Raw genomic sequence first — 16,019 nt, 5'->3', positions numbered from 1 at the left:
TTTTCAATTAATCGATCTGTCTTTTTCTATATTTTTCGGCATACCAGGCTACTAATATCAATTGAGTAGAATGATACAGCATTATTGGTAACAATAAAAGGCCGGAACTGGCAGCATTTCCGAATAAAACCCTCACCATTACAGATCCGTGCACCAGAGATTTCTTGGTTCCGCAGAATTGAGCCGCTATTTTGTCTTCAGTATTAAAACCAATGATCTTCGAGAAATAAGCTAGTCCAAAGAAGACCGCAAAGAAAAGAATCAAAACGATAACCGCCATTTTTAATAATTCATCCAATTCTACCGATGCGATAAGGTCTGACGTAAACGAGTTGCTAAAGCTGGAATATATAATTAGAATAATGGTGGTCTTGTCAAAGAGGCTTAATTGCTTGCCATATTTTCTCGCAAAATGTCCAAAGTATCTCTGTAAAAATAAACCTAGCGCTAACGGCAGAATTATTTGCAGACAAAGTTTCTGCAGTACCACGATAAAGTCAAAATCTGCCGATTTTCCCAGGATAAATCCAATCCAGAGTGGTGTAGCTACAATCCCTATAAGCCCTGAAAGACTTGCGTTAAATATGGCAGTTGGTAAATTACCCTTTGCTAAAGCTACCATCACCACAGATGATGATACTGTAGATGGCAAGGTGCCTAAAAAGAAAAGTGCGATCCAGAGGTCCGATTTTAGCCCATCTTCAAAAAGTGGAAGACAGAGCAGGCATAGTAAGGGAAAAACAATGAACGTGGTAACGTGTATGACGATGTGAACCTTGTAATTTATCACACCGGCACGGAATTCAGCTGGTGAAAGCTTTAGGCCATAGAAGAAGAATATCAGTCCGATCCCGATATCTGTAATCGTTTTTAAAGGCAGCAGATCTATTCCCTGTGGGAAAAAATAGGCGATCCCTATGGCTAAAAAAATAGCTACTATGAATCCGTGAGACTTCAAGAATCCAGTTCTATTTTAGCTTTATGATCTTCAAGAATATGCAAGTATTTATCTGAAGAAAAATCGGTCTCATGGAATTCCTGGATTCTTCTTTTCTTCATATTTTTTCTTTTAATGCTCTTAGCAAAACGTCTTATCTGATTGTCGGTTCTTAATATCAACCCGGGAACGTCTACAGAATCTCCTTTATCGTCTTTTGCAACCATTGTGAAATATGAGGAATTGCAATGCTTTATTTCTCCTGTTTGTATATTTTCTGCTTCAACACGAATTCCTATCACCATTGAGCTTCTCCCAACATAATTTACAGAAGCTTTCATGGTTACTAGTTCCCCGATCTCAATTGGTTTCAGGAAATCTACTGTGTCAACGCTAGCGGTAACACAATACGCTCTTGAGTGTTTTGAGGCGCAGGCGAAAGCGATCTGGTCCAGTAATGATAGAATATAACCGCCGTGGATCTTCCCATTAAAATTGGAATGGGAGGGAAGCATTAATTCTGAAATTACTACCTGGCTGTCTTGTATGTCTTTAAAAGATTTCTGCATAGTTATTTTCTAAAATGTGGACTTTCAGATTTTTCAACTTCGGAAATGAAATACTTGGTATCTCCCCAGAAGAAAAAGGTAGTATATCGCTCTTCATAGGTAAGTTTCACATAATTGCCTTCATATTCCTGAAGTTTCTGGATCACGTCATCGTGCTTGTCCAGAACCGAAAACTGGAATATCTGAGCTCCACTTATTCCCTGGCTTATTTCGCCTTCCCAGGTCTTTACAATTACACCTTTATGACTGAATTTGATCAATTCTCCACTTCTGGTACCCTCGCTATATGGTACAAAATAGACGAAGGCGTAATATAGTAGCCAAAGAATCAGGATGCCTCCAAGTATGTAGAATAAGGTCTTTTTCATTTTAAATTTCTTTATAAATAAGATTCATAAACTCTTCAAATTTTGAGGGCTCCAGCCAACGAGTAACGATTACTAAGTTCCTCTTCTGATCTATGACGATAAAATTACCACCAAAACCTGCGGCATAAAAGATTTCATTATCAATTTCCGGCATATTTCGATCGCCTTTCGAGTTAAGCCACCACATATATCCGTAATTCGGATTTGGTTTAGAAGGTTGGATTGCCTCTTTTATCAAATTGGGCGAGATCAATTGTATATCTTCCCATTTCCCGTTGTTCATAAATAAGAGTCCGAACCTTGCCATATCTTCTGTATTGATGAACATTCCGCCGCCAGAATGGCCGCCGCCGCTTACAGATTGCATTTTAAGACCGTCTATAACAGTCCAGGAATTATCATAACCAAACCATCTCCAGGATTGAGATGCGTTGATAGGATCCATGATATTTTCTTTTAGCACTTTTGGTAAGGGCTTTCTGAATACATTTAATAGAGAATATGCCAGGACGTTTACCCGAACATCGTTGTACTTGAAATTAGTGCCAGGTTCGTGTAGTTCTCTGGATCTCCATTCGTCTATAGTTTTATCTTGAGGTGGCCTGTCTGCCCAGTCGAAACCGCCCCATAGTTCTCCACTCCAATCTGAATTTTGTTGTAACAGGTTTTTCCAGGTGATCTGGGAATTATGTTTTCCTTCAAAAGTATCGTACCATACGTAATCTATTACCACATCATTAAAATCTGTGATCAAATTTTTATCCATTGCAATAAGAGCAGTGGTAGAAAGAAAGCTTTTCGTTACGCTAAAGGTCATGTCTACCCTTTTGGTATCACCCCACTTTGCAACTATATAGCCATCTTTCAATATGATTCCTGCCGGTCCGCCTCTTCTTTTAACTGGGCCTAACAATTCGTGATAAGGTTCCTGTTGAAAACCTTTTAATATGGCTTGTCGCAGATCCCTAGATTCTGAATATTCATTTGCTTTTGCGAATTCTACGGCTTCAGATAAATTTAAATTGAAATCTGAAGCAGATCGCTCTTCCCATTCTCCGGCATCTGGAAAATAGATCTCTTGTGCCTTTAATTCAGGGAAAAAGAAAAGGAAGCTGAATAAGATTAAGGTGTAAATGGTTTTCATTGTAGATTAAATGTAGGATTTTCTGATTCTTCTTCACTTTCAGAATCTTCATTGGCTTTGTCCAGCCAGACTTTTCCGATCTTTTGTTTTGGTGCTATACCAAGTTCTTCCAGCTTATCGATATCTTTAATGAGGTTTTGCTGGCCGGTTAATTTTTTCATCGCCCCGGAATATGCATTCTTAGTAGAATCTATTCTATCTCCCACGGTATTAAGATCGTCAAGAAGAATTTTGAACTTGTGATATAAACTGGAAGCGTGTTTAGCAATGGCCAAAGCATTCTGTTGCTGTTTTTCATTGCTCCAGATAGTGTCTATAGTTCTTAGAGTGGATAAAAGGGTAGTAGGGCTAACCAGGAGTATATTCTTCTGAAAAGCTGTATAGAAAAATGTGTTATCTGCATTTTGCGCCAAATATAAGGCGGGCTCAATAGGAATAAACATTAAAACAAAATCTGGAGATTTCATCTCATGCAGATCTTCATATTTTTTACTGCTTAGTTGCAGGATATGATTGTTCAGTGATCGGATGTGCTCCTTTAAATAGCGTTCCTGGGTATCCTTATTCTCTTCGCTTACATATTTCTCATAAGCAACCAGGGAGACCTTAGAATCGATAACCATGCGTTTGTCGTTCGGTAAATGTATAACGACATCTGGATAGAGCCTGTTACCATCTTCATCTTTATGGGATTCTTGAATAAAGTATTCGCGATCCTTTACTAATCCCGACTTTTCGAGCACTTTCTCAAGGATCAACTCACCCCAGTTACCCTGGGTTTTGTTTTCGCCTTTTAAAGCTTTAGTTAGGTTATTCGCCTCTTCGCTTATCCTTATATTTTGCTCGTTCAGGTTTCTAAGCTGCTCGCCAAGTTCACTGTGTCTCTTAATGAAATTCTCATTGTTAAGGTTCACCTTGTCCTCGAAGGTCTTTATTTTTTCCTTCAATGGATCGAGAATACTTTCGATGTTTTGTTTGTTGAGAGTGGTGAATTTTTCAGATTTCTGGTCCAGGATCCTGTTCGCAAGGTTTTCAAATTCTTTAGAAAATTTCTCCTGAAGCTTTTCAACCTCGGCTTTCTGTTCTTCATTTCTTTCCTGAAGATTATTGAATTCTGAAATTTTCCGGGTGAGTTGTAAACTTAAATATTCCTTTTTTTGCCTGATCTCTTCACGCTCTAATTCGATCTTTTCAATATCTGCCTGCGCTTCGTTTTTCAGTTGCTGAATATCAGACTTATAATTATCTAAGTTGTTGTTTAATTGAGTTTTAAGTTCTTCTATGTGAAGTGATAGTTGATTATTCTTTTCTTCCAGTCTGCTGGCTTCAGAGCCGGACTTTAAACTGGAAATTAACTTCCCCAGATAGCCTCCTATTCCTAATGCGATCAAAAATATTAAGGTAACAAGAAGGTATTCGTTCATATGGTAGGCGATTTTCTCAAAGATACTTATTTAAGAATTTTAATGAAGGGCGAGGAAAGAAATTTGAATTGCAGGCCTATTTAATTTTAAAACTTGAAGATTCCTGGTCGAAATGAATAAGGTTCCCGGGGAAAAGATCATTGATAGCTCTGGTCTTTACTAGTTCCTCCGGATTTCCGAATAATGCTTTCTTATCTTTAAGAATAATAAGTTTATCGCAAAGCTGTAGAGCAAGGTTGATTTCGTGTGAAGCAAAAAGTATTGCTTTATTGGTTTCTTTACTAAGCTTTTGAAGCAGTTTTAATACATATGCTTTGTGATACAGGTCCAGGTGAGTGGTAGGTTCGTCCAGGATAATTAGTGGAGTGTCCTGTGCCAGTGCCCGGGCTATTAAAACCTTTTGAAACTGACCGTCACTTAATTCGTGACATTTCTTGTTTTTGATGTCTTCGATATTTACCAATTTAATGGCGTGCATGATCTTTTTCAGGTCATTTTTGGTTAGACGGCCTATCCAGTTAGTATAGGGTTGCCTGCCCAGGGCTACCAATTCGATAACACTCAGATTTTTTGATAACAATTGCTCGGTTAAGACCATGCTAATATTTTTAGCAAGGTCAGAAGGGTCTGTTTTAGATAATTTACTGTTAGATATAAAAACCTCTCCATCAACACTTTGTAGTATTCCACTTAAAGTTTTAAGTAAGGTAGATTTTCCAGCTCCATTCACTCCGATAACGGCAACAAGCTCACCGGGATTAATTTCTATATTGATGTCTGATGCTATCAAATTCACCTTATTTTTCTTCCTGTAACCTATGTTTAGGCTTTCAGTTTTAAGGACGCTATTTGAATTTGATGCTGTCATTTAAAAATTGAACTTTCTTTTTCTTACCAGTAACCAGATGACCACCGGTGCTCCAATTAGCGAAGTTATGGCATTAATAGGTAAGCTGTATTCGCTTCCCGGGATTTGCGCAATAATATCGCATAGCAACATTAAAATTGCACCGCCAAATATTACTGCGGGAACAAGGGTTATATGATTGGCGGAAGGAATGATCTGTCTAATTAAATGAGGCACTGCGAGACCAACAAAGGCGATAGGGCCTGCAAAAGCAGTAATGCTACCTGCGAGCAAGCTGGTAGCTATGATTATCGCAAACCTGTTCTTTTTTATGTTAGTACCCAGGCTTCTCGCATACTGCTCCCCAAGCAGCAGTGAATTAAGGTTCTTTATACTTCCTATACTAATTAAGATACCAAGGATCCAGAAAAGGCTAAGAATGCCTACTTCGTCCCAGCTTAGGTCTCCCAGACTACCATAAGACCAGAATACATATTGCTGAAGTTGTGAAGCCGGACTAAAATAGGCTAGAACGCTAACTATAGCTGCGGTAAGGCTGGCAAACATCAACCCAATGATAAGTATAGCCATAGTATCTCTTAATCGAATAGAAGCCAGTATAACGGCAAATAGTACTAATAAACTTCCCAGGCTGGATGCGATAACCAGGCTCCATTTAGAAAGCAGGATCACGGCAAAAGAAGCCCCGAAAACCGAAGCGCCCATAAACACGATCGCAACTCCAAGGCTGGCACCGCTGCTAAGTCCTAGAACATAAGGACCTGCCAAAGGATTTCTAAACAGGGTCTGCATTAAAAGTCCGCTTACAGCCAGACCAGATCCGGTAATGATAGCTGTGATCGCTTTAGGTAGACGGTAATTAACGATGATATATCTCCAGGTGTCTTTTTCTACCTCAAGACCCAGCAGTGAAGAGGTTACTTCAGAAATAGGAATATTTACCGAACCGAGGCTAATATTGAATAATCCTGTAAGGATCACCGCCAGGAATAGCAGGATTATGGAGAAAGTATATTTTCTCTGGTTCAGCATTAATTAAGAGGTTTGTAAAATACCAGTTCGTAATTCTCTAATAATTCAGGGTGAAAGATGGCGATGTGATCTTTTAAAATAAGATCAGGTCTTTGCGGTCCCAATTCATAATATAGAATTCCTCCGGTTTCGCCCTGTGATAAGCTTACACTATATACATTTTTATTCATTACAGCTGTGAATCTTTGGTAGTGTTCAGATTCATTGAATAGTTGTTCATAGGAAGTGAATTGCCCGGAACTCATCCAGAACTCTGCATCTTCCGCTTTTTCCAAAACACTTTCAAATGCGAGGGACAGGCTGCCATCACCTTTTGTATCAGAATACAGGTAATTTGCATTGGCATCCTTAATGAATTGGGCTTGCCAGGAATTGCCATAGGGCATATACCATTTATCATTGTACATAGACCCACTAATGATTGTAGGTTTTGAATTAGCTGTTTTCGCGAGTTCTTTGGCTGCAAGATATTCAGACTTTATTTCCTTGAAGATTTCCTGTGCCTTTTTTTCCTTTCCGTAAAGAGCTCCGAAGAATTTGATCCATTCGGCTTTTCCAAGCGGACTTTGTTCTGTCCAGTCGCCATTATAAATCACCGGGATACCGGTTTTTTGAATGGTTTCAAAACTTTTGTTCGAAGCATCAATGGCAAAGCCTATGACTACATCTGGTGAAAGTTCGATAAGAACTTCAGTATTTATATTTTCATTCTGGCCTAATTCGGAGATCTCTCCATTATCTATTAGTTTCCTTGTTTTTTCTGAAGAAATGTAATTCAGCCCGGGAAAACCTTTTAAGGTATTTTCCTCATTCAATGCTTCTAAGGCAGGGATATGAGTGGTAGAGGTAACTACAATATTTTCTACTGGAACTTCAACGAGCTGGTCAAAATTTAAATTTTTAGGGATCTCGGCATCTTTTTCTTTCAAAAGATATATAAAAGGATCCTGTGCGCCGGGCCAGGGAGTATTTACCTCTATGATACTGTAATTTTTGAATTTGGTGATGCTAAATCCTGTTGCATTTTCTATTTCAACAGTCTTACCTTTTTGATTATCAGGATCATTCTGTTGAGGTCTTTCTTTACAGGAAAGGATGCCAAGGATTAGAAATATGAAAATAATTTTTTTCAAGATCGGTCGATTTGAGTTCAAAAGTAAGATTATTTAAAATTTTGAACCCTTAACCTAACTTAATTGTTTAATTTTGCCACGAAATTTTGGTTCAACGCTGATTTATTTCCGCGTGGATTAAAAGGGAATCAGGGGGAAGTGTAAACTTCATAAACCTGAGCTGTTCCCGCAACTGTAAGCTTAGTTCCGCTATTAAAGGAATGGCTGCAATAATTCTTCAAACCACTGTCTTAAAAGATGGGAAGGTGAATTGCAGTACGTGAGCCAGGAGACCTGCCTGAATTTCAACTAGTATCGAGTGACTTTCGGGATAAAGGTCGGCAGATTATGAACAGAAACTTATATCTTTTATTTACATTATTGCTGTGTTGTTGCTTAAAAGCTACATCGCAAAATGATTCCATTAACTGGCTCGATGAGGTCCTGCTCAGTGATGTGAAGCTGAAAAATAATTCTGAAGGGCAGTTTGTTAAAGAGATCAGTTCCACTGTAATTCAGCGTTCAGAACCATTATTAACTTCCTTACTTAAATTCAATACCCCATTCTTTTTTCGTGAAAATGGATACGGAATGGTCTCTTCAGCCTCTGTGCGTGGAACAGGAGCTTCTCAAACCGCGGTTATATGGAACGGAATTAATATCAATTCCCAATTTACAGGTCAGACAGATTTCAATACCGTAAACACCAAAGTATTTGATAATATCAGTCTCCGGCCGGGTGGAGGAAGCGTTGTATATGGCAGTGGTGCTATTGGAGGAACGATTCATTTAAGCAACGAATTTAGTTTTGACGGAAATTCAGAAAATGAAATTAGGCTGGGTTATGGTAGTTTTGATACTTACCAGACATCCTATAATGGCAATTTCTCTACTGAAAAGACCAGCGTAAATATTGGTTTAGCAGGAGTGAGCTCTGAAAATGATTATAAATACCTGGAGACTCAGGAATACAATGAAAATGGGGATTTTTATAATGTTTCTTTAAATGCCTCTATAGCTCAATGGCTAGGAGATACCAATATTTTAAAGTTCTATTCCAACTATTATGAGGGTGATCGCGGTTTTTCTGGAACCTTGAATTTACCTTCCAACAGCAAATATGAGGATCGGAATTCTAGAAATCTCCTTGAATGGAAGTCTTTTGCTGGAAAATTCACCAGTAGCCTCAAACTAGCCTGGATCGATGAAAGTTTCAAATATTATGAGAACAGGGATTCAGATAATTATAGTTCCGGAGATGCAGAAACTGGAATTATTAAATATGATCTGGAATATGAATTTGCTAAAAATAAGAAGCTTAACCTTATTGCCGATTATACCGATGTTCAGGGAGTAGGCACAGGGATTGAAAATGCCGAAAGAAAGATAGGAGGGATTTCTGCTTTATGGAGTCATCAACTGGAGAAATTTAGTTATGAGTTGAGCTTAAGGCAGGAGATCACCAATAATTACGATTCACCTTTATTATTTTCCATAGGAAGCTCGTATCAATTCTCTGAGAATTACCAGCTAAGATTTAATTCTTCCCGTAATTTTCGGATACCTACATTTAATGATCTGTTCTGGTTACAGGGAGGTAATACTAATCTGGATCCAGAAACGTCAATTCAGGCAGAATTAGGAAATGAATTCAATTTCAACGTATTAAGAATTAACCTCACCGGTTATTTTATAGATATCGATGACCTTATTCGCTGGATTCCTGATGAATCTGGTATGTGGAGACCGGTGAATACAGCTAATGTGCATAATTACGGGTTGGAGTTGTTTGCGGCTTGGAATACGCAATTATCAGAAAATGCCTTTAGTCTCAACACTAGTTATGCTTATACAAGATCTGTAGATCAGGAAACAGGTGACCAGCTTATTTATACACCACAACACAAAGTGACCCTGGCTGCTGGTTATGAAATAAAGAACTTTTCTATTCTGCTGCAGTCACTCTATAATGGGAGTATTTATACTTCTTCAGATAATAATTATGAATTGGAAGGCTATGAAATTGCCGACCTGTATTTGGGCTACACATTTTCAAGGAATCCTGAAATTGGTGTAGATCTTCGATTTAATAACATTTTCAACAAGAAATATCAAAGCCTGCCATCCCGTATTATGCCGGGAAGGTCTATTAATTCTACACTAACTTTTAAATTTTAAACATGAACTACAAACACTTATTACTTTTATTCTTTATCGCGTTATTATTCAATTCCTGCGAAAATGATGATTGCTGCGCCCCTGTTCCGGAAACCGATGCTCAGTTTCAATCAGGGATTTTTGTACTTAATGAAGGCAATTTTGGCTCAGCCAATGCTTCGGTGAATTTTATAAATGAAGAGAATGAAGAAAATTCAGCTCAGATCTTTAATAATATCAATGGTTTTGATCTGGGAGATACGGCTCAAAGCATGGAAATGCATGATGTTCTAGCGATCATAGTGGTAAATGTTTCGAACAAAATCGAAATCGTAAACCGCTTTACTTTTGAAAGTTTAGGGACGATCAACACTAATTTGATGAATCCAAGGTTTGCGGAAGTTATAGGAGATAAACTGTTTGTAACCAATTGGGGAGACGGTGGAAATCCTGATGATGATTTTGTAGCAGTTTTCAACCTTGTAAATTTCTCGTTTATTGAAACTATACCGGTTGCAGAAGGACCTGAAAATTTGATATCAGTTAACAATGCACTTTACGTTGCTCATAAAGGAGGTTTCTCGTTTAATAATATTGTTTCTGTAATAGATAGTGAATCCAATGTGGTTGTTAAAGAAATTGAAGTTGGCGATGTTCCAAATTCCATGGTTGTTCAGGGTAACGATCTTTGGGTTCTGGCCTCGGGTAAACCATCTTATGCAGATGTAGAAACTGCCGGGGAACTATCTAGAATAGAGCTTGCAACAAACGAGGTGGTAGAATTTTCTGAATTTCCTGAGAGTAGTATACATCCTGAAAACCTTCAGCTTAGTGGTAACAGTGCTTATTTTACCATAGGTAAATCTGTCTATCAATATGATTTAGGAGAGGAATTACCAGAATCTGCGGAATATAGCCTGGATGAAGTTGCTGTTCTTTATGGTTTTGAAATTCATGATAACAAGATATATGTGGCTTCCCCACGAGCTGATTTTACAGGGGATGGAGATCTTTATATTTATGATCTTGGCGATGGTAGTTTGCTGGATCAATATTCGGCCGGAATCAATCCTAATGGAATTTATTTTAATTAAGTCATTGTTATTTTGAAATAAAAAACCCCGCCATTGAGCGGGGTTTTTCAATTTATCTATAGAAACTATTTATTTCTTAAAATCTGGAGTTTTGATCTTGCTTAGATCAAATTCCGGAAGATCATCAATATACATATTCCTGTATGCATCTTCACCTTCATAACTCTCAGCAACGTATTCCGGGTTGAATTTACCGGCTTTCATTACTTCCTGGAATTGACGGTTGCTTGATATTTGATTGAGTGCTGTTGCGAGTAATGGCTCTGATGGGTCTCCAAGGACACCAAAATTATCCCACATTTCAGATTTTTCAATATCCGGGATAAGGCCATTTGGATAAGCTTCACCATTCTTATTAACCGAAGTTGAAATTAACGGCTGGATAGCATATTTATGATCTGGATTTAGATTCTCTTTTTCATAATAAGGAACATCTGCATCATAAAGAGTAATCGAAGCCTGAACTTTACCGACTGTTTTTTCTCCAATATGAACCACTTCAATATGTGGTGCAAGACCATTAATTATAAGTTCGCTGGCAGATGCCGAAGAACCTGTGGCAATAACATACAGTTTGGTAAGGTTTAAACTATTAATAGGCATTGGCTGATGGTCTGGATGATCACTTTCATCACCATCAAAGATCTGGTCATCAAATCTGGTGATTTTTGCTGCAGAACTCAAAAGCGTTTCAATATTATCATTGTACCTGGTTCTAATTAGGATCTCATCCTTAAACTGACCGGTGATCATACTGGCCAAGTCTGCTGCAGAAGAAACTCTACCGCCTCCATTATATCTTAGGTCTAGCACTAGTTCAGTCACGTTATCAGATTTGAACTGAGCAAATACATCATTCAACTCATCATCAAAATCATGGGTAAAACTATTATACATTAGATATCCTACTTTGATCCCATCGAGATCAATGGTTTTAGCTACCAGGATAGGATTCTCAGTAAGTTCAACTTTAGTGATCTCTACAGTTTCACCAGTTGAGGAAACACCTTGAGCGGTGAATTCAGCTAAACCAAAAGTGAAATTATCCAAATCAAGAAGATCATTATAGTTTGCTATAGTTAACTGTGAGCCGTTAATTTCAGAAAATAGCATTCCTCTTTCTAAACCGGCATTATCTGCAGGAGAGCCTGGAATAACATATCTAATGATACCAACCAGATCATTGGATCCTGTAGATATTCTACCTAATCTAATATTTGCACCAGAAGTTTTTCTGATTCCGGCAAAGGTATTTTCCAGTTCTTCGTAATCAGCTACGATCCAGCTGAATTCATCTTCAGAATATTTAAGGGCATTATTGAAAAAGTCTTCAGGAGAGCCATATGAATCTAAATAATCTATGTACTCACTGTTAGAACTAAAAGCATCATCCTGTAATTTTGGTTTAAATTCCTTGTAGAGATACCAGAAATTCATGGCTTCCCATTCAAAGTCTTTTATGTCCAATTCTAGTTGTTCTTCAGCTGTTAAGCTGGTACCTGGTTTCTCAACAGGAAAATCTTCGACATCATCACTGTCTGAACAGGAAGTCAATAATCCTCCGGTTAAAAAAAGAAGAACAATAAATTTATAAATTTTCATAATTAATTCTAGGGTTATTAATTTTCAACAATTTTTTCTAAAAATAGTTACATATCTACAATTAAAAAATAATTTGTAACAAAACTATTTCTGATTCGTCGTAAAGTTGAGAAGGCAGTATAAAACTAACCACAACCTAATGAAAGAACACACCTTCCTTAATGTTATTAATCCGGTGAAGGATAAAATGTATCGTTTGGCTCTAAGATTGTTAACCTCGAAGGAGGCAGCCGAGGATGCCACACAAGAGGTGATTCTTAAACTTTGGGATCGTAAGGATAGAATCAAGCATTATGCCAATGTTGAAGCCTTTGCGATGACAGTGACCAAGAACTATTGTCTTGATCAGTTAAAACTGAAGCAAAATAATAACCTTCGAATAGTTCATCAAAATTATGAAAGTGAACATCAGTCGCTACAGTCTGAAATTGAAGTGAACGATGAAATGGAGTGGTTAGGCAGGATTGTTGCCACATTACCTGAACAACAAAAAATGATATTTCAGTTAAGGGATATCGAACAATATGATTACGAAGAGATCGCAGAGATCATGGAAATGAACCAAACGGCAATTAGAGTGTCTCTATCCCGGGCAAGAAAAGCCATTAGAGAAAATTTAATAAAAAAACACAACTATGGAATTAAGTAAAATCGAAAAGCTTTTAGAGCGATATGAGGAAGGTGAGACCTCATTGGCTGAAGAAAAAATGCTTAGGGAGTATTTTCTTAAAGAAGAGGTTCCGGAGCATCTAAGAAGCTATCAGTTGATGTTCACTTTTTCGGCTAACCAGGCCGGAAAAAGGCTGGAAAGTACTCCGGCGGTCAGCTCGCATAATAGAAAAAACTGGTATGCCTGGAGCTCTATAGCAGCGATATTGATTGTAGCCTTGGGGATATTCTTCTTCAATGATTCCTCGCAGAGACTCAATAATAATGACCTGGGAACAATTAGTGAGGAAGAGATCGCTCTAGAAAAAGCTAAAGAAACCCTGGCGATGGTTTCCCAGTTCATGAATGAGGGGAAGTCTGATCTTGTATACCTCAAAGAGTTTAATAACACAAAAAATAAAATAATTCAAATAGATTAAAACCAGAAATCATGAATAGATTAGTAATTACCCTCCTGTTAACCCTGGCACCCATGCTCATTCAGTCTCAGAATTTTGAGAAATATGAGGACATGAAAGAAGTTGATGCCATGGTTATGACCAGTAAAATGTTCAAAATGCTGGCGAAAGTAGATTTAAGTGAAAATGATCCCGAAGCGAGAGAATATATGAAACTAATAGAAAACCTGGATCGTATCCAGATCTATAAGTCTTCAGATTCTAAGGTGATGTCACAAATGGCAACCGATGTGAAGTCTTATCTTCAAAAAGGATCTCTGGAAGAGCTTATGAGAGTGAACGATGACGGGCAGAATATCAAATTCTATTCTCTTCCTGGTAAGAATGACAATTACGTAAGAGAATTGTTCATGTACCTTGAAGGGACAGAGGATGATAAGCCTATGACGGTGATCTTAAGTATTACCGGGGAAATAGACCTGTCTCAATTATCCAAATTAACATCAGACCTTAAAGTTCCTGGTGCAGAAGAATTAAAGAAAGCCAACGAAAAATCATAAACCATGAAAACAATTAAATATTTATTTGCTATAGCATTTATAGCTGTACTTACGTCTTGTAACGATGGTAAGTCCCTTCAAAAATATTATGTAGAGAATCAGGAAGATACAGATTTTCTAGCATTAGATGTACCAACGAGTATGTTTACTAATAGCAGTTCTTTGGAAGCTGAAGAAAAAGCCACATTAGAAAGTATAAAAAAGATCAATGTACTTGCGCTTAAAAAAGACGAAAACCCTGCGAAGTTTGAAGAAGAAAAAGTAAAACTGAACGAGATCTTTAGCGATGAAAAATATCAGTTACTTATGAAATATGGGGGTGGAGATCGTAAAGCCGCTTTATATTTTACAGGTGAAGAAGACGCGATAGATGAACTAATAGTTTATGGCTATGATGATAATCAGGGGCTTGGAATCGCCAGGGTTCTTGGAGAAGATATGGATCCAGAGAAGATCATGAAATTGATGAAATCTCTTGATAAAGAAAATATCAATGTGGAAGGAATTAAAGGTCTTGGCGATATCTTTGGAAGCCAGGAATTAGAAAATGACTCGGTTAAAGTTGAAATGAAAGTTAGTTCTGAAGATGTAGAAACTTCAGAGAAAGATCTTGACGCTATTGAAGAATAGTGAATTTAATTAGTTGAAAAGAAGAAGCCCCGGAAACGGGGCTTTTTTATATTAAGAACTTTTCAATTTATATTCCAGTATAATTCTGCGGAGTTATCTTATGAAGTTCTTTCTTTATTTCATCTGAGACTTCCAGTTGGTCAATAAATTCAGACATGCTCTTTTCAGTAATTCTCTCATTGGTCCTTGTTAATCCTTTCAAAGCCTCATAAGGATTCTTAAAGCCTTCTCTTCTAAGAATGGTCTGAATTGCTTCTGCTACTACCGCCCAGTTGTTCTCAAGGTCTGCATTTAGTTTTTCTTCATTTAGCAGTAACTTGTTAAGTCCTTTTAAAGTTGACTGGAATGCTATAAGAGTATGACCTACAGGCACCCCTATATTTCTTAATACGGTACTATCTGTAAGATCACGCTGTAACCTGCTTACTGGTAATTTGGCCGAAAGATGTTCAAAAAGAGCATTGGCTATCCCAAGATTTCCTTCGCTGTTTTCAAAATCTATAGGGTTTACTTTATGTGGCATTGCAGAAGAACCAATTTCACCTTTCTTGATCCTTTGTTTGAAATAATCCATGGATATATAAGTCCAGATATCCCGATCCAAATCCAGAAGTATATTATTGATCCTTTTTAAGGCATCAAATAAAGCTGCGGAATGATCATAATGTTCGATCTGGGTAGTAGGGAAGGAGTGGTGCAGTCCTAGTTTATTTTCAACAAAATTATTTCCGAATTTCCTCCAGTCAATATCTGGATATGCAACCTTATGAGCATTGTAGTTTCCAGTTGCACCTCCAAATTTGGCTGCGTGAGGGATCTGTTCTAATAATCTTATTTGTTCTTTGATCCTTATCACGAATACTTCGATCTCTTTACCCAATCTGGTAGGCGATGCCGGCTGCCCATGCGTTCTTGCCAACAAAGGAATATCTTTCCAGTCATTTGCCAGTTGCTGAAGTTTCTCCAGGATCTCATTAAGTTCTGGTAAATAAACATCGTTAATGGCATCTTTAAGGCTTAACGGGATCGCGGTGTTATTTATATCCTGGGAAGTAAGGCCAAAATGAATAAATTCTTTCGAGGTTTCCATTCCCAGTTTACCGAATTCTTCCTTTAGAAAATATTCTACTGCCTTTACATCATGGTTAGTGATCTTTTCGATCTTCTTAACTGCCTGTGCATCTAAAGCGGTGAAATTCTCATATAACTCTCTTAATTTTTTAAAGTTTTCTGTATCAACATCTTTAAGCTGGGGTAATCCCTGCTCGTATAAAGCGATGAAATATTCAACTTCAACAAGAATTCGATATTTTATTAAGGCTTCTTCGCTAAAATAAGCTGATAGTTTCTTGGTTTTAGATCTATATCGTCCATCAATTGGAGAAACTGCAGAAAGGGATGTCATTTTTTACTTTTAAAAATTAAAGGCGTAAAGATACCGCTTCAGATTTTACA

The 16,019-nt window shown here is 37.6% G+C and carries 16 protein-coding genes and 1 riboswitch; of the genes, 6 read left to right on the top strand and 10 right to left on the bottom strand.

Annotation, left to right across the window (positions count from 1 at the left end; genetic code table 11):
- Positions 1 to 7: 7 nt before the first annotated feature.
- The 8 genes from G3I01_RS15305 to G3I01_RS15270 all read right to left on the bottom strand — a co-directional run bounded on the left by G3I01_RS15305 (position 8) and on the right by G3I01_RS15270 (position 7,475).
- On the bottom strand, positions 8 to 958 hold the full coding sequence (locus G3I01_RS15305; protein WP_219549271.1) for a bile acid:sodium symporter family protein: 951 nt from the start codon (positions 956 to 958) through the stop codon (positions 8 to 10).
- Complete coding sequence (locus tag G3I01_RS15300) at positions 955 to 1,506, bottom strand: acyl-CoA thioesterase (protein WP_219549269.1); 552 nt, start codon at positions 1,504 to 1,506, stop codon at positions 955 to 957. The genes G3I01_RS15305 and G3I01_RS15300 overlap by 4 nt, the downstream gene beginning before the upstream one ends.
- Positions 1,507 to 1,508: 2 nt before the next feature.
- Positions 1,509 to 1,874: a 6-phosphogluconate dehydrogenase gene (locus tag G3I01_RS15295; RefSeq protein ID WP_219549268.1), complete on the bottom strand. Its 366-nt coding sequence runs from the start codon at positions 1,872 to 1,874 to the stop codon at positions 1,509 to 1,511.
- Between the two features lies 1 nt (position 1,875).
- On the bottom strand, positions 1,876 to 3,018 hold the full coding sequence (locus G3I01_RS15290; protein ID WP_219549266.1) for a serine hydrolase: 1,143 nt from the start codon (positions 3,016 to 3,018) through the stop codon (positions 1,876 to 1,878).
- Positions 3,015 to 4,442 carry a DNA recombination protein RmuC gene (gene rmuC, locus G3I01_RS15285; RefSeq protein ID WP_219549264.1) on the bottom strand — a complete coding sequence of 476 codons (1,428 nt, stop codon included), beginning with the start codon at positions 4,440 to 4,442 and terminating at the stop codon, positions 3,015 to 3,017. Before rmuC ends, G3I01_RS15290 begins: the two co-directional genes overlap by 4 nt.
- 76 nt (positions 4,443 to 4,518) lie before the next feature.
- Positions 4,519 to 5,310 (bottom strand): ABC transporter ATP-binding protein, encoded by a 792-nt coding sequence (locus tag G3I01_RS15280; RefSeq protein ID WP_219549262.1) that lies wholly within the window; start codon positions 5,308 to 5,310, stop codon positions 4,519 to 4,521.
- Complete coding sequence (locus G3I01_RS15275; protein WP_219549260.1) at positions 5,311 to 6,342, bottom strand: iron ABC transporter permease; 1,032 nt, start codon at positions 6,340 to 6,342, stop codon at positions 5,311 to 5,313.
- Positions 6,342 to 7,475 carry an ABC transporter substrate-binding protein gene (locus G3I01_RS15270; protein ID WP_219549258.1) on the bottom strand — a complete coding sequence of 378 codons (1,134 nt, stop codon included), beginning with the start codon at positions 7,473 to 7,475 and terminating at the stop codon, positions 6,342 to 6,344. Before G3I01_RS15270 ends, G3I01_RS15275 begins: the two co-directional genes overlap by 1 nt.
- A gap of 70 nt (positions 7,476 to 7,545) precedes the next feature.
- Positions 7,546 to 7,771, top strand: a riboswitch (cobalamin riboswitch).
- A 31-nt stretch (positions 7,772 to 7,802) separates the two neighbouring features.
- Between G3I01_RS15270 and G3I01_RS15265 the strand changes: the two genes are divergently transcribed.
- Positions 7,803 to 9,632: a TonB-dependent receptor gene (locus G3I01_RS15265; protein ID WP_219549256.1), complete on the top strand. Its 1,830-nt coding sequence runs from the start codon at positions 7,803 to 7,805 to the stop codon at positions 9,630 to 9,632.
- Positions 9,633 to 9,634: 2 nt separating this feature from the next.
- Positions 9,635 to 10,705, top strand: a complete 1,071-nt coding sequence (locus tag G3I01_RS15260) for a DUF5074 domain-containing protein (RefSeq protein ID WP_219549254.1) — start codon at positions 9,635 to 9,637, stop codon at positions 10,703 to 10,705.
- 69 nt (positions 10,706 to 10,774) lie between these two features.
- On the opposite strand, the gene G3I01_RS15255 is transcribed toward G3I01_RS15260, so the two are convergent.
- Positions 10,775 to 12,307, bottom strand: coding sequence for a S41 family peptidase (locus tag G3I01_RS15255; protein WP_219549252.1), 1,533 nt, complete (start codon positions 12,305 to 12,307; stop codon positions 10,775 to 10,777).
- Between the two features lie 139 nt (positions 12,308 to 12,446).
- Between G3I01_RS15255 and G3I01_RS15250 the strand changes: the two genes are divergently transcribed.
- From G3I01_RS15250 to G3I01_RS15235, 4 genes are read left to right on the top strand one after another with little or no spacing between them, the layout of a single operon-like run.
- Entirely contained in the window at positions 12,447 to 12,956 is a 510-nt protein-coding gene (locus tag G3I01_RS15250) for an RNA polymerase sigma factor (protein WP_219549250.1), read from the top strand.
- Positions 12,943 to 13,395 carry a hypothetical protein gene (locus G3I01_RS15245; protein WP_219549248.1) on the top strand — a complete coding sequence of 151 codons (453 nt, stop codon included), beginning with the start codon at positions 12,943 to 12,945 and terminating at the stop codon, positions 13,393 to 13,395. Before G3I01_RS15250 ends, G3I01_RS15245 begins: the two co-directional genes overlap by 14 nt.
- Before the next feature lie 11 nt (positions 13,396 to 13,406).
- Positions 13,407 to 13,934 carry a DUF4252 domain-containing protein gene (locus G3I01_RS15240; RefSeq protein WP_219549246.1) on the top strand — a complete coding sequence of 176 codons (528 nt, stop codon included), beginning with the start codon at positions 13,407 to 13,409 and terminating at the stop codon, positions 13,932 to 13,934.
- A 3-nt stretch (positions 13,935 to 13,937) separates the two neighbouring features.
- Positions 13,938 to 14,564: a DUF4252 domain-containing protein gene (locus tag G3I01_RS15235; protein ID WP_219549244.1), complete on the top strand. Its 627-nt coding sequence runs from the start codon at positions 13,938 to 13,940 to the stop codon at positions 14,562 to 14,564.
- A 67-nt stretch (positions 14,565 to 14,631) separates the two neighbouring features.
- On the opposite strand, the gene purB is transcribed toward G3I01_RS15235, so the two are convergent.
- Positions 14,632 to 15,969: an adenylosuccinate lyase gene (gene purB / locus G3I01_RS15230; RefSeq protein ID WP_219549242.1), complete on the bottom strand. Its 1,338-nt coding sequence runs from the start codon at positions 15,967 to 15,969 to the stop codon at positions 14,632 to 14,634.
- Positions 15,970 to 16,019: the final 50 nt, after the last annotated feature.

The sequence above is a fragment of the Gramella sp. MT6 genome, assembly GCF_019357415.1.
Taxonomy (GTDB): domain Bacteria; phylum Bacteroidota; class Bacteroidia; order Flavobacteriales; family Flavobacteriaceae; genus Christiangramia.
The sequence above is the reverse complement of the archived record's forward strand: the minus strand, read 5'-3'. Positions and strand labels throughout refer to the sequence as shown.